This window comes from Agrobacterium sp. 33MFTa1.1, from assembly GCF_004328495.1.
Classification (GTDB): Bacteria; Pseudomonadota; Alphaproteobacteria; order Rhizobiales; family Rhizobiaceae; genus Agrobacterium; species Agrobacterium pusense.
Map to the genome: position 1 here is coordinate 353,063 of NZ_CP036360.1, position 14,259 is coordinate 367,321.

The window sequence follows — 14,259 nt, forward strand, 5'->3', positions numbered from 1 at the left end:
CTAGAATTCGTCCCAGGTGTTATTCGCAAGTGCAGCACTGCCGTAACCAGCAGAGACCACTGCGGCGTTCCGCGACCGCCTTGTCAGCGATCCGGAGCCAGATGCTGCTGCCATGGCAGAGGCCATGTGATGAAGTCCCGCCGTCTCATGCGACGCAGCCAAGCCACCTCGCCCCAACTGGAACTGACTGATCAACTCGCGCAACCGGACAGCTTCTGCGGCAAGAGTTGCGCCAGCAGCGTTGGCCTCCTCCACCATGGCTGCGTTTTGCTGGGTGACCTGGTCCATCTGATTGACAGCGGTATTGACTTCGGACAGGCCGACCGATTGTTCGCGGGAGGACGTGGCAATGGAGTCCATGTGCTGGTTGATCGTGACAATGTAAGCCTCGATCGTTTTGAGAACCTCGCCGGTTTCGCTGACCAGCCTGACGCCGTTGTCGACCTCATGCGTGGACTTGCTGATCAGGCTTTTGATTTCTTTCGCTGCATTGGCAGAACGCTGGGCAAGTTCCCGAACTTCCTGGGCGACCACTGCAAAGCCTTTTCCCGCTTCGCCCGCGCGCGCGGCTTCAACGCCTGCGTTGAGCGCGAGCAGATTGGTCTGAAAGGCGATATCATCAATCACGCCAATGATGTTGGAAATCTGGCCTGAAGATTGTTCTATCCGCTCCATTGCTTCAACAGCCTTGGCCACCACGGTCCCCGACTGGCGGGCACTGTCGTTTGCCTGAACTGCGGTATTTCGTGCTTCTTCTGCGCGCTTATAGGAATTGGTGACATTCACCGTAATCTGGTCAAGGGCGGCCGCAGTCTCTTCGAGAGAAGCCGCTTGTTGTTCGGTCCGCCTCGACAAGTCGTCGGCACTCTGGCTGATCTCACGCGAGCCGCTGTCAATAGACGCTGCGGCTCGCGAAACCGATCCGAGTGTCCCTTGCAACTGTTCGACAGCTGCATTGAAGTCTGTTCGCAAGCTTTCGAAATCCGGTGCGAAGCTGTGCTCAAGAGTGACCGTCAAATCGCCTGAGGCGAGACGCTTAAGCCCTGCAGCAAGCCCATTTGTGGCCTCTGCCATCGCCTCTGCACGGACACGTTCCTGCTCGGCAATTTGGCGCCGTTGCTCCTCGGTCATTTGCCGCTGTTCATCCGCCTGATTTTCGAGTTCCCTTGTCTTCAAGGCGTTGTCCTTGAAGACCCGCACGGCGCGTGCCATCGCACCGGTCTCGTCAGAGCGATCCTCACCGTCTATATCAGTTGAAAGATCACCGGATGCGAGCCTGGTCATCGTGCCCGTCAGGCGGCCGATTGCATTGCCAAGAGATTTAGCGAACAGAAAAAAGGCAGTAAGAGCTAATAGTGAGGTCAGGAGAGTGACAGCGATCATGGTCCAAAGCGATGAACGGGCCTCCGCCAAAAGCGTAGTCGCATCAGTACCGATCTCGAAGACGCCTATTTTATCGCCAGCGAAGGACGTGAACGGAACCGCTTTGATCAGCATATCGCGGTTATCAAGCACAGTTTGTTCAAACACCGACGCGCCATCGAATGCTGACCGAAGTATATCGTCCGACAGGAAGGGCTTGCCTCCATCTGTCGAGGACTGATTAACAAGTTTTCCGTCCTGGACGACATTCACGGAGATCTCAGCGCCAATGCGCTCTGCGATAGGTGTAAAATAGGCGTTGGATAGTTCCGTGCCGATGTCTACCACCCCAACGACCTTTCCGTCGGCCAAGACAGGCGCGACGGCATAAACGCCAATTCCGGTTCGGCCCGGTTCTATTCCTGCCGCCACTTTTCCCGTTGTGACCGCCGCGCCGACTGTCTTGCGGCGAGCCAGATAGTTGTCGCCGAATTTCTCAGGCGCGTGCACGCGGGCGATTACATTTCCGTTTGCATCCGCTACGGTAAAATTCTGCAACCCGCCCTGTTGTGCCACGGCCTTGATGTTAGACGAGAATTTATCGAGAAGTTTCTGGCGATCATTATTCTGGATGTAGCCGGCAATATCCGGTTCTCCGGCGAGCGTCAGCGCTAGAGCCGATGCGGAGCGCTGTATGGCTGCCATATCTGTCTGAATAACATGGAGGTCGCTTTCTGCCTTACTGTGAAGAGCTTGCGAATTCATCTCGTTTTGACGATACCATGCCAATCCGCCGATTGCCGCGCTCGCAAAAAGCACGGACGCAAAGCCGTAAGCTGTTATTCTGATCCAGATCGGTTTTTTAACGGTAATGACGGACACTTAGATTTCCCCTGGCGTGATTGCTTCCCCGCGGCGATCGTTATTTAGTAAAACCTAAAATTTGATGAAAATTATTTGTGAATACATCAGTATTTACAGTTCGTTAAACTGCGCACTCAAGGTCGGTTTCGATAAAACTTGACGAATGTGGATATGTCGATGACAGAGCGCTTTCGCGGAGATTCAGCCTTGATGATAAGACGAAAAACGAAGAGATGCCGCAGCTTAAGAGGACTTAAATACCTATAAAAGGCCTGCCGGGAAGAAAACCCGGCAGGCAATGCCATCAGTTGATAACCTGCACGACTTTGCGCGTGGTCGGTTCAACGATTACTCGCTGCTTGTTGACGATGGCATAAGAATATTTCGGTTCGTCCGGAACCTGATGAATGACCACAGTCGAAGGAAGCGGCTCGCCGACAACGACCTTTTCCTTCACGACAACTGTCTCGGCCGGCATCGGAGCCTCCCGAACATAAGTAACGACGCGCGGTGGCGGCGGATCGATAGCTGTGCCTGCGACGGCGCCCGCGACGCCACCAACGGCTGCGCCGACCGGGCCGCCTACGATTGCCCCGGTAATCGCGCCGCCGGCTGCGCCGGTCACAGTCGATTCCTGAGCCTGAGCTCCGCCGGCGACCAGTATTGCGAACGTCAGGAAAGAAAGCTGTTTCATCTGCATGAGTGTTCCTCCTTCGGGCAGAATTTCCACAGCCAAACAATATTTTTCGATCTGCATCCGTTCCGGACATAGGACTTTGTGCCCTACACGGCGCCGCGCTAGCGACGGGCGTTGCGGCCAAAGTCCGATGACGATGGGACTTAGTACCCGGACGGGGAACGCTTTCCACCCAATTTGCTTGAGGCTCCACCTGCGACCGCAGGTAAAGAGCAACACTTGCCAAGGTGAAGAGATATGAAAACCCGAGTCCTCGCAATGACGGCTGCAATGATCGTTATGGGCACGTCGAGCGTTCTGCACGCGCAGACTGTCGTGATCAACCCGGAACAGGAAGTTGTGATCCAGAAATACGTGACTGCGCACACGGTCACCTCAGTGGATGTGCCAAATGTCGATGTCGTGGTTGGCACTGCCCTTCCGGAAACGGTGGAGCTTCACAGGATTGATGCACCGGATGTCACCTACAGCTACGTCGTCGTTAACGGAAAGACAGGGATCGTCGATCCCGGCACCCGCAAGGTCATCAGGATCATGAACTAAGCGAAAGCACGAACGATTGATGGGAGGAAAAGATGTCACGTACATCAAAAATAACTCTTCTGGCCGCACTTATCGCGAGCTCCACTCTGACGCCATATATTGTTGTCGCACAGGACGCTTCTTCACAGACGAAAAGCGAAACAAACCCCGCACTGCTGCCGAAAAAGCAAAACACGCCCGGCACCGCTACCGAAACCAAGGGCAATTCCGAGGCCGGAAACGCCAGCGGTCGTGTGGACGCAGCCGGACAGACGCAGACAAAGACGCCGGCGGCGGATACAAAATCTGCGGTTGGTAGTGAAAGCCAGGCTAAACCGCCCGTGAACGCCGAAGCGCCGTTACAGAAAAAAGGCGCCGGGCATCAAAATGCAGGTGGAACGGATGCCGGCGAGCCTGCCGGGAAAACAAAAGCGGGAGCCGATTCCGGCGAAACAAACAGGAAGTCCGGATCTGTGACGACTCCCAAGACCCCGGATGCGGCCGAGACCACGAAAAGCACGGATACCACCGGTTCGTCCAAAACCAAGACTGAAACGACAGGCACTGCTGGTGCGACCAACGGCGATGTCTCAGGGTCACCATCTGCGGCGACAAAAGAGCAGAAGGCCGGTTCGCAAGTGAACGTCAATGTCACGACCGAGCAGCGCACCGAAATCCGAAATGTCATTATCGAAAACAAGGTCGAACCCGTCCGCCCGACATTCAGCATTTCTGTTGGAACCGCGGTTCCAAGAACCGTTAGGCTTCACAAGCTCCCAGCGCGCGTGATCCAGATCGTTCCGCAGTACCGTGATTACGAATATATCGTTCTTGCTGACGAACGGATCATCATCATCGATCCTGCGACCTACGAGATTGTCTACGTTCTCACGATCTGACCACCGTCGTTGCCATTCATCCTGTTGGTCGCCACCTTGCGACCAACAGTTTGACCGGTTGTTTGCGTGCTCAGCCGCAAAATTTCCCCCGCTGCTCTGCGAGTTTCTCGATGTTTTCCGTGAAGCGACGCATGCGAAACGTTATCGTCGGCTCCTTCCTCCTGCTTTGCTCACTACCCATTGTCGGTGGCGGAATGAGGATTGCCTCCGATTTCAGGCTGAATTCCAGGCCTCCTGTCTTTCTCGATGTAAGTCAGGAGCCATTGTGGACAACGCAGGTGAAGCGTATTGATCTAAACAAGCAAAGCTACGAGCGACTGCCCTCGGACGTTCTTGATGCGCCGAACCTCCTCGCCTCCAACGGCGTCTCGCTAGGCGCATTGCTGCCAACTGAGCAAAGTCATGACGTTATGTCCCTTGAACGTGTCGGCATTAAAAAAACCGGAGGGTTCCCTGAGGCTTCCAAAGCCGAACACAGGGGCGTCACGCGGCGTCCTCCTTCGCGCCGATCCACCAGCAAAAGATCGCGCCGGTGGCTAACAGGATACAGGTTCCGAGAAACACGGCGCGCATGCCGATATGGCCCCCGATAAACCCGCCAAGGACCGGGCCAGCCACCTGGCCGACATATTGCGAAGAGATCGAGAGTCCGAGAATCCTGCCCGTCGCTGCGTCTGGAACGTTGTGCCTGATCACCGCGGTGATGCAGGGCAGAAGGCCGCCGAGCGCTACACCCATCAGGAAGCGCAAGCCGATCAATTGCCAGGCCGAGTTCACGAAAGCCTGCGGTACCAACAAGAGCGCCGCGACGGCAAGCGCCACCATGATGACCCTCCAGTAGCCGATGCGGTCGGCAAGCTTGCCGAGCCATGAGGACGACAGGATGCTGCCAAGTGCCGCAGCCGCCATCACGACGCCCGAAACCATCGTCACATCGGCGTCGGCTACAAACTGCGCGACATAGACGGTGATGATCGGCTCGATCGACATATTGGCCAGCATCAGCAAGAGGCCGAGCGACAGCATGGCGATGACCGGACGCTTGTCAGGAATGGAGGCCCAGCTGCCGCTAGCCTTCTCGGATTTCTTCCGAGCCGTGGACTTCTCCTCCTTGATCAGGAAAGCCGTCCCAAGGAAGGTCAGGAAGATCACGCCGCCGGCCAGGAGGAAAGTGCCGCGAATGCCGATTACAGGTGGCAGCGCGCCGCCGATCAGCGGTCCGACGAGATTGCCGGCCATGATGCCGGCGGATAGCGTGCCCAGCGCCCAGGCGGAGCGATGCTTCGGCGTTTGCGCCGCCACCAGCACCATCGATCCCGACGCATAGCCGCCGGCAAGGCCTGTGAAAAGGCGTAGCGCCACCAGCTGCCAGACATTGCCCGCCATGCCCATTAGCGAGATGGCAACTGTCATGCCGAGGCTGGCGCGGATCAGCATCAGCTTTCGGCCATAAATATCGCCAAGCCGTCCCCAGAGCGGCGCTACGAACGCGGCGGCAAAGAAGGTGGCGCCATAGGCGATGCCCGACCACTGCACGTTCGCGGCCTTGTCGCTGACGCCGAGCTCCTCGACATAGAGCGGCAGGAAGGGGAGGAGGAGCGTCATCGCCACGATCGTCGTGAACGAGCCAACAAGGCAAACAATCAGGTTTCGCATCCAATGCGCGGTTTCCGGCTCGGCCCGCGCTTCGGCATCCCATCTCGTCCCGGTCATTTCCCAGCCTTTGCATTCAATGTGTAAAACAGGTCCCTGCTGCCTGATGCCAAGATATGCTCCTTCGCGGCAGCGATGAGATCGGCGCGGGTGAAGAGATCGGGAAGGTTCAGCCGGTCGACATCGAGCGCATAGACCGTAACGTGGTAGCTGTGGACACGCTCGTCGTTCCACGGCGGGCACGGGCCCACATAACCACCATGTGGTCCATCCTCCAGGTTGCCGCCGCCGGTGCCGTTCTGCCCGCGCCGCCCATGGGCCGCGCGCTCCAGCGGCAGGCCATTGGCGGACGGACCGTTTCCGTCCGTGCCTTCACCAAGGCTCGTGCGCGATGGAGGAATATCGGCCAGCACCCAGTGAACGAATTCCATCCTCCTGAAATCCTCCGGGATGATTTTATCCGCCCTGTTGAACAGCGAGAAATCAGCGGGTGCGTCCGGGTCGACCATCGTCAGCGCATAGGATCGCGTGCCCCTGGGGCCCTTCGACCAGGAGACGGCAAGGCTCTTGTTGGGGCCGGGTACTGACTTGCTGGATGATGTCGAAATGCAGGAGGCATTTTCCGGCGACAGCGTCGGGCCATTGCTCTTTGAAAACGTCACCTTGAGATCGGCCGAAAGGGCCGGTGTGGCGATGATTGCTGCGACGACGGTGACGTTCACAAGTATAAGCATGGGTTTCATAATGTTGCCCTTTCGCGGTTCGCTCCGGTGAGCTGCGAGGGCATGGTCTAACAAAGTCGTACCGGCTGGCGGTGCACGAAAACGCTCAATATGGAGCGGCAAACGCTCACGCGCTGCGAAGCCGGTCCGTGAAGCGGCGCGGCGAGCGATAGCCTGTGGCGAGCGCGGCTTCCCGCAGCGACAGCCCGTCTTCTGCAAGGAGGGTCTTTGCGAGGCCCACCCGTTCGCTCGCCACAACATCTCGCAGGGAAGCACCCTCGCGTGACAGGCGACGACGCAGCGTGGCGTTGCTCGTGCCGAGCTCCCCGGCGATCAGATCGGCGGTCCAGGCGCGATCCGGCTGCCAGCGCACCAGCGCTCGCACCGCCTCGGCGGTCGTTTCCGGCAAACCGGGCAGGGCGCCGCGTACCGCGAGCACCATCAAGATTTCGAGAAGGCGGTGCTCGAGCAGAGGGACCGGCACATTGCCGTTGGCGATGCCCTGGCCGGCGTGGTTGATGGCTGCGGCCAGTAACGGGTCGAGCGTCAACTCTGTCTGGCAAGCGATCCGGCAAGGTGGAAAAGCCTTCGCTGCCCGCCGTGTCAACTCGTTTGGGAAGGCGATGAAGATCGCCCGATAGACACCAGTCTGCGGATCGGGATCATTGACGACATCGCCGCACCAACCGGCTGGCAGCACGAGGGCCGTGCCGGCCGAAAAGCGTCGCTGCCGTCCCATGCTCACGACTTCCTTTGACCCTTCCAGGATGGCGACGATCGAAACCTGTGAAAAGGCCGAGCCGGCGATGCGTTCGCGTTCGCGCGTGACAAAGGTAAAAAGCGTGGAATAGCTGCCGATCCCGTCGGACGCGACGGTCGGACGGCGATCCTTCGCCGCCAGGCGGCGCAGCTTTTCCAACATGTCGTGATGAGCCTCGGGCACTGCAACGGCTTCCTGCTATTTGTTTGCCGGAACAGTCTGGACCACCCGGGCGGCGGTGCCAAGTCCGCAAGGCGTCCTGTCGGTTCGGCCCGCTGATATTATCGACGGACTGAATGAGCTCATCGACCATGAATTCTCGCCGGCGCCCAGACAGTTCCGGGAAGTCGGGGTAAAACGGCCTTATCAGTCAGGTGATGAGCGTGAGGTACGGCGAGCTCCAGGCGGGCGGCATAGAGGGAGAGGAGGGAAGCGGGATTTGTGGCGGGTTAGGAGGCTGGAGATGGTTCCGGCCGGTCCGCCATGGAGAAACTGATATGGCACAAGCCACCCAGAAAATCACCCTCAGCGCAGCCCGGGATATTCCCTTCAACAAGCTGGTGCTCAGTCAGCAAAATGTCCGCAAGATCAAGGCGGGCATCTCGATCGAGGACCTTGCCGAAGACATCGCCCATCGCGGGCTGCTCACCAGCCTCAACGTCCGCCCCGAACTCGACGGCGATGGCAACGAAACCGGCATCTACCGGATCCCGGCTGGCGGGCGCCGGTACCGCGCCCTCGAGCGTCTTGTGGCGCAGAAGCGTCTGGCCAAAACTGCCGGTGTCCCTTGCATCGTCAGCAAAGGCGAGACCCTTGAAGTCGAGGACTCCCTCGCCGAAAACGTCCAGCGCGTCAGCCTTCATCCGCTCGATCAATTCCGCGCCTTCCAGACCTTGCGTGAGCAGGGGCTCGGTGAGGAAGAAATCGCGGCGCGCTTCTTCGTTTCGGTTGCCACCGTCAAGCAGCGCCTGCGGCTGGCCTCCGTCTCGTCGCGGCTTCTCGATCTTTATGCCGAGGACGAGATGACTCTCGAACAGATCATGGCCTTCTCGATCACCAACGACCATGTTCGCCAGGAGCAGGTCTGGGATACGGTCTCCCGCTCCCATAGCCGTGAACCTTATTATATCCGCCGACTACTGACGGAGACCGCGATCCGCGCCAGCGACCGCCGCGCAGTTTATGTCGGCATCGAAGCTTACGAGGCCGCGGGCGGTGTGACCATGCGTGATCTGTTCGACCAGGATCAGGGCGGCTGGCTGCAGGATCCGGCGCTGCTCGAGCAGCTCGTGATGGAAAAGCTGAAGGCCGACGCCGAGGCGATCCGCGTGAGCGAAGGCTGGAAATGGGTTGAAGCCGCCTTCGACTTTCCCTACGGCCACACGTCCGGCCTTCGCCGCTTCTACGGAGAGCAGGCCGAGATGACCGAGGCGGACTTGGCCCACTATGACGCCACCCGTGCCGAATACGATAAGCTCGACGCAGAATATTCGGAAGCAGATGAGTACTCGGAAGCGACCGAACAGAAGCTGGAGGAGCTCGGCGCGGAGCTCGACCGGCTCAACGACCGCCCATATGTGTTCGATCCGGAGGAGGTCGCCCGCGGCGGTCTCTTCGTCTCGCTCGGCGTCGGTGGCGAGCTCAACATCGAGCGAGGCTTCGTGCGGCCCGAGGACGAACCGAAGGATGCAGCCGATCCCTCGGCTGATGTCGGCGATAGTGGCGATTATGCCAGCAGTGTTCCGGCAACCGGGGCCGCCGGTGGGGAGGAGACGCAACCGGACGACGAAGACCAAACGGTTAAACCGCTTCCTGATCGCCTGGTTCTCGATCTGACAGCGGCGCGCACGGTGGCCTTGCGCAATGCGCTGGCGAACGATCCTGTCATCGCCTTCATTGCGGTCCTGCATGCCTTCGTCCTGAAGACCTTCTATGTCTACGGCTCGGATTCATGCCTGGAGGTGACGCTGCAGAGCGCTCGCTTCTCCCAGACGCCCGGCCTCGGCGATACGGTCTGGGCGAAAGAGATCGAGCAGCGGCACGAAGGCTGGGGCCAGGATCTTCCCAAGGATCCGAATGATCTCTGGAATTTTCTGATCAGGCTCGACGAGGTCAGCCGGCAGGCATTGTTTGCCCATTGCGCTTCATTGTCGGTCAATGCGGTCATCGAACCCTGGAACAAGCGGACCCGGGCGATCGCCCATGCCGAGCAGCTGGCCAACTCGATCGGCTTCGATTTGGTGGAAGCCGGCTGGACACCGACCGTCGACAACTATCTCGGCCGCGTCACGAAGGCGCGGATCCTCCAGGCGGTCCGAGAAGCCAAAGGTGACCAGGCGGCGGAGTTGATCGGCCATCTCAAGAAGACCGACATGGCCCGCGAGGCCGAACGACTGATGACAGGTTGCGGCTGGTTACCGGAACCGCTTCGCATGACGAGTGATGACGGCATCAGCGAAAGCGATGCCCTCAGAGAGACCGTCGGTTCCGATCATGCTGAGACTGGGGAAGCTCAGGACCTGCCGGCTTTCCTGCTCGACCAGCCGGAAACATCGGGCGATGACACCGGCGATACCGAGATTGGGATCGACGGCGAGCATTTCGCGGCGGCCGAATAGCGTCACAAGCGTCCCATCAACCTGACCCGATCGCTTTTGCGGTCGGGTCTTCTTTCAAACAGCCCGGCCACCGCGCCGGGGTTTCCTGTTTCAGGAGGCACCTATGCCTGACTTCACAATCGAAACCACCTATCACCTGTCGGTCTTCCGGCATCGCACCTACGCGGCTGACACGCCGGAGGCCGCCTGCCGCGCCGCCATCGACGACGACAGCTGGGACATCGCCGCGATGGACTTCGACTCCTCCGGTCCAGTTCATATCACCGGCATCTGGGACAGCAAACTTGCTGCCTATGGGGGTCCTCCGCTCCAGATCCCGCAGCAATTCGACGAACCTGTCCAGCGCCGGGCCCGTCATTTCGAGATCCTGCTCGGACTGTTGAAGATGTTGTTGGATGACATCAGTTCGGCCCGGCCGCCATTGCCCGATTGGCTCGCCCGATCGGCCTGGGCGATTGCCCGAGGAGAAGCCATTCTCGCCGGAGAACCCGATCCCGAAGAGCCGGTCGACCTACCAAAGCCTTCCCACGTCCTGGTCAGGCTGCAAGAGGCTGGTGTACGCGACGCAATCGCCGCCGTGCTCGAAATAGATCCGAGTTTCAAAGCACTATCGCCCGAGGCGGTGACCGACGACGAGGTCCACGCCGCATGCCGTTCCATCGCCGCCACGATGGATTTTTCCGACGCGGTCGGAAGCGCCGAATTTCAGGCAGCGCTCTCGGCGATCCGTTCGGCGCATCGCCGGCTTACGTCCGATTAATTCATCTTCTTCCCCAGAATCCCTCAACCTCGCCCGGCCACCGCGCCGGGTTTCATCTTATGGAGACAACCCAAATGAATTCCCTCGCATCCACTAACCAGCCAGCTTCCTCCGGTTTCAAAGTCGATATCTCCCGCGGCGAACGGATTGGCCGCGTTTCGTCCGAATGGTTTTCGCGCCCTGATGACGAACGCTTCCTGTCGCTGAACGATCTCTACGACACGGTCCGGTCCCGCGCTGACCGCGCCCATGCCCGAACGATCGAAAGCGCCGCGATCCGCGTCGAGGCTACGCGCGACAATGCGGAGCGGCTTGAACTTCTCGTTCCAGGTCAGCGCCAGCCGATCGCACCGACCCACTGGAGCTACGGTCAGCTCTGCAGCCTGGTCGGTGCACCGTCGAGCTACATGCGGCAACTCCCCGCGCCTCTTGCCGCGATCAACCTGCAGCACGGCCTGCTCAATCACCGTGCCGAGCTGGTAAAAACGCTCGAGATGGACGATGGCCGGCTCGAACTGCGCGCGGTGACGGGACCCGAATACGGCCGCATCTGGGATCACGAACTGGTCTCGGCGGTGATGAAGATCGCCGGCAATGGGACCGGCGACACGATGTGGAAAGTGCCGGGCGTCCTGGACTGGGCGACGATGAGCCACAATCCCTTCGTCGACATCACCAAAGATACGACGACGCTTTATGCCAGCGACCGCGATGTCTTCCTGTTCCTCGTCGACGACACCCATCCGATCGAAGCCGGGCGATTGCCCAACGGTGAGCCCGACCTCTATTTTCGCGGCTTCTATGCCTGGAACTCGGAGGTAGGCTCGAAGACACTCGGCATCGCCTCCTTTTATCTGCGGGCGGTCTGCGCCAACAGGAACCTCTGGGGCACTGAGAATTTTGAGGAGATCACTATCCGCCATTCGAAGTTCGCCGCCCAGCGTTTTGCGCATGAAGCAGCACCCGCGCTGACCCGCTTTGCCAATTCGTCGCCCGCTCCGTTCATCGCCGGCATCAAGGCGGCACGCGAAAGGATCGTCGCGCGCAAGGATGACGACCGTGAGAGCATCCTGCGTCGGCGCGGCTTCTCGAAAGGCGAGACCGGCAAGGTGATTGAGATGGTCTTGTCGGAAGAGGGGAGGCCGCCGGAATCGATCTTCGATTTCGTACAGGGGATCACCGCACTGGCGCGCACCAAGACCAATCAGGACACGCGTCTCGAGCTCGAAGGAAAGGCCAAGAAGCTGCTGGAGAGCGCCTCCTGACACGTTCAAACGTACCGGGCTCAGAACCCGGCCGCGTCGGCAAATCCCGTCATCGTCATCACAGAGCCCGGTCAAGCGCCGGGCCTCATTTTGTCTGGTGCACCCAATGGCTATCCCCGATCATGCCCGCACAAACTTCGACACGCTGCTGCGCGCCGCGTCCGATGGTAATCTTGCTCTCATGGAATGCCTCGATGCCACTACACGCGAGCCGCGTTACGTGCTCTGCGGCGTCGGCCGCAGTAACGGCGAATTTTTCTTCACGCCGTTTGGTCATCTGGCCGACGGCAATCCTTACGACGCCTACCTGCCGCCGGATCGAGAGAATCCCGCTGGCTTCATCGTAAACCCGCCGTGCTAGGCGCGATCGCCGGCGGTTCAACCTGCCGATCCCCGACCCTTCCACGGCCGCCCAGATGTGGCCTCCGACCTAGTCGGCAGGACACCGGACCTTGCAGTTCTTTCCTCACTCCTGGAGCGTCCCCCTTATGAATATCATTTCGCATCCTCAAAACGTTTCCACCTCTCCGCGTCCTATGGCCAGAACCAGCGCCGGGGCACTTATTCATGGTGCCGAACAGATCAGGTCGCTGGAGCAAGGTAAAGGCATCGCCACCGCCGACCTGAGACAGGTCATGACGGAGGTTTTCGGCGGCAGCGACGCCGAAGGCCGCTGGCTCCGGAAGGATGCCTATAAACCAACAGAGGTCGCCCAGGTCTTGTTTCTATCCCGCTCAATCACCTCCCGGGTCCAGTCGCCTCAATCGGCGCGTGCGATGCTGATGAAGGCGGCCCGGCTCTCGCCGACCCACACGCGCCGATCCGAGGAGATGATCAGTTGGAAGCTCCGTTCCTTTGTGCCTGTCGCAGGTGAGGGCACGGCGATCCTGTCGAAGCTGAATGATCGTCATTACCTTGTCGATGTCGCACACCGGTCATGATGGAGGTCTGCCATGCACTCCGCGTCGGATCTGGCGGGCCGTCTCGCGCGGGACGCGGAGGCGGTCTGCCGGCACTATCTCTCCGCTGGCCGTCGTGCCGGCAACTACTGGCTCGTTGGCGATGTTAGCAACAGAAAGGGCCGGTCGCTCTATGTGCACCTCGTCGGCCCGCGCGCCGGCCGCTGGACCGACGCGGCGACAGGCCAGTTCGGTGATCTGCTCGATCTGATCCGGGAGACTTGCGGTCTCGTCGACTTCCGGGACGTTGCAGACGAGGCGCGTCATTTCCTCAGCCTGCCTCGACCAGAGCCGGTGTCCTCTCGCGGGACCGATGCTTATGATTTCGCCCCGGTGGAACGGCGCACGGGCGTGCAGGCACAGCGGCTGTTCCGGATGACGCAGCCCCTGGCGGGCACGCTTGCCGACACCTATCTGCGCGGGCGCGGCATCTTACGGGCATCGACGCATGCGGCGCTGCGCTTCCATCCGTCCTGCTACTATCGTGATCTCGTGAGTGGTCGCACGACCAGCTATCCGGCCCTGATTGCCGCCGTGACCGACTCTGCCGGCGCGATCACCGGTGTGCATCGCAGCTGGCTCGATCCTGACGGCGCCGGCAAGGCGAAGGTCGACGATCCGCGGCGCGCACTTGGCGGGCTCCTCGGGAATGGCGTCCGTTTCTGCTTTCCGGTCAATGCACCTGTCCCGGTCATGGCTGCAGGCGAGGGCATCGAAACAATGCTGTCGCTCGCACACGTGATGCCCGGCATGCCGATAGTGGCGGCGCTCACGGCCAACCACCTTGCCGCCTTCCGTTTCCCGCCCGGATGCCGGCGCATCTATATCGCCGCAGACGCGGATGCCGCCGGCCGGCATGGGATCGAGGGCATGAGCCGCCGGGCGCAGGAGTGCGGGATCCTGCCACTGGTGCTGTCGCCGGAGCTCGGCGACTTCAATGAAGATCTTCGCTGGCTGGGCCCGGACCGGTTGACGGCAAACCTCAGGGCACAACTCGTCCCGGAAGACGCGATGGCTTTTCTTCCAGCCTGACGTCGGGGACGAGGTTGGGGGAGGGCCCGGCCGCGGCACTGGCGAGGCGCAATCCATTGGCCTTATTCGGGATGGGCGCGCGCCCGCGGGCCTGCCGAGAGGCGACCCTTACCACGCGGGCCTCCGGGCCTTCAGCGGGTCGGTCG

At 60.3% G+C, this 14,259-nt stretch carries 13 protein-coding genes; 8 read left to right on the top strand and 5 right to left on the bottom strand.

All coding sequences use genetic code 11. The features are described 5' to 3' along the window. The gene (locus EYD00_RS25090) at positions 1-2,244 is read right to left on the bottom strand and encodes a methyl-accepting chemotaxis protein (protein ID WP_034499677.1); all 2,244 of its coding nucleotides are present in this window, start codon (positions 2,242-2,244) and stop codon (positions 1-3) included. Positions 2,245-2,530: 286 nt separating this feature from the next. After that, positions 2,531-2,926, bottom strand: coding sequence for a DUF1236 domain-containing protein (locus EYD00_RS25095; protein ID WP_034499950.1), 396 nt, complete (start codon positions 2,924-2,926; stop codon positions 2,531-2,533). Positions 2,927-3,160: 234 nt separating this feature from the next. Between EYD00_RS25095 and EYD00_RS25100 the strand changes: the two genes are divergently transcribed. Together EYD00_RS25100 and EYD00_RS25105 are read left to right on the top strand one after the other, a co-directional pair. Then, positions 3,161-3,466, top strand: a complete 306-nt coding sequence (locus EYD00_RS25100; protein ID WP_034499680.1) for a DUF1236 domain-containing protein — start codon at positions 3,161-3,163, stop codon at positions 3,464-3,466. Between the two features lie 32 nt (positions 3,467-3,498). After that, a complete protein-coding gene (locus tag EYD00_RS25105) occupies positions 3,499-4,344 on the top strand; it encodes a DUF1236 domain-containing protein (RefSeq protein WP_051674324.1) in 846 nt (281 codons plus the stop codon). 483 nt (positions 4,345-4,827) lie between these two features. Here EYD00_RS25105 and EYD00_RS25110 read toward each other — a convergent pair whose 3' ends face one another. The 3 genes from EYD00_RS25110 to EYD00_RS25120 form a co-directional block, all read right to left on the bottom strand. Further along, on the bottom strand, positions 4,828-6,057 hold the full coding sequence (locus EYD00_RS25110; protein WP_034499684.1) for an MFS transporter: 1,230 nt from the start codon (positions 6,055-6,057) through the stop codon (positions 4,828-4,830). Then, entirely contained in the window at positions 6,054-6,740 is a 687-nt protein-coding gene (locus EYD00_RS25115; RefSeq protein WP_034499689.1) for a YbhB/YbcL family Raf kinase inhibitor-like protein, read from the bottom strand. Before EYD00_RS25115 ends, EYD00_RS25110 begins: the two co-directional genes overlap by 4 nt. Before the next feature lie 106 nt (positions 6,741-6,846). Next, positions 6,847-7,662: a helix-turn-helix domain-containing protein gene (locus tag EYD00_RS25120; protein WP_034499691.1), complete on the bottom strand. Its 816-nt coding sequence runs from the start codon at positions 7,660-7,662 to the stop codon at positions 6,847-6,849. 314 nt (positions 7,663-7,976) lie between these two features. Here EYD00_RS25120 and EYD00_RS25125 point away from each other — a divergent pair, with 314 nt between their 5' ends. The 6 genes from EYD00_RS25125 (at position 7,977) to EYD00_RS25150 (ending at position 14,113) form a co-directional block, all read left to right on the top strand. Continuing rightward, positions 7,977-10,097, top strand: coding sequence for a ParB/RepB/Spo0J family partition protein (locus tag EYD00_RS25125; protein ID WP_034499694.1), 2,121 nt, complete (start codon positions 7,977-7,979; stop codon positions 10,095-10,097). Between the two features lie 103 nt (positions 10,098-10,200). Continuing rightward, positions 10,201-10,857 carry a hypothetical protein gene (locus tag EYD00_RS25130; protein WP_034499696.1) on the top strand — a complete coding sequence of 219 codons (657 nt, stop codon included), beginning with the start codon at positions 10,201-10,203 and terminating at the stop codon, positions 10,855-10,857. A 74-nt stretch (positions 10,858-10,931) separates the two neighbouring features. Then, positions 10,932-12,122: a hypothetical protein gene (locus tag EYD00_RS25135; protein WP_034499698.1), complete on the top strand. Its 1,191-nt coding sequence runs from the start codon at positions 10,932-10,934 to the stop codon at positions 12,120-12,122. 106 nt (positions 12,123-12,228) lie between these two features. Then, the gene (locus EYD00_RS25140) at positions 12,229-12,483 is read left to right on the top strand and encodes a DUF6117 family protein (RefSeq protein ID WP_034499700.1); all 255 of its coding nucleotides are present in this window, start codon (positions 12,229-12,231) and stop codon (positions 12,481-12,483) included. A gap of 127 nt (positions 12,484-12,610) precedes the next feature. Beyond that, entirely contained in the window at positions 12,611-13,063 is a 453-nt protein-coding gene (locus EYD00_RS25145; protein ID WP_131258966.1) for a hypothetical protein, read from the top strand. 12 nt (positions 13,064-13,075) lie between these two features. Next, entirely contained in the window at positions 13,076-14,113 is a 1,038-nt protein-coding gene (locus tag EYD00_RS25150) for a DUF7146 domain-containing protein (RefSeq protein ID WP_034499702.1), read from the top strand. The last annotated feature ends 146 nt before the right edge of the window (positions 14,114-14,259 follow it).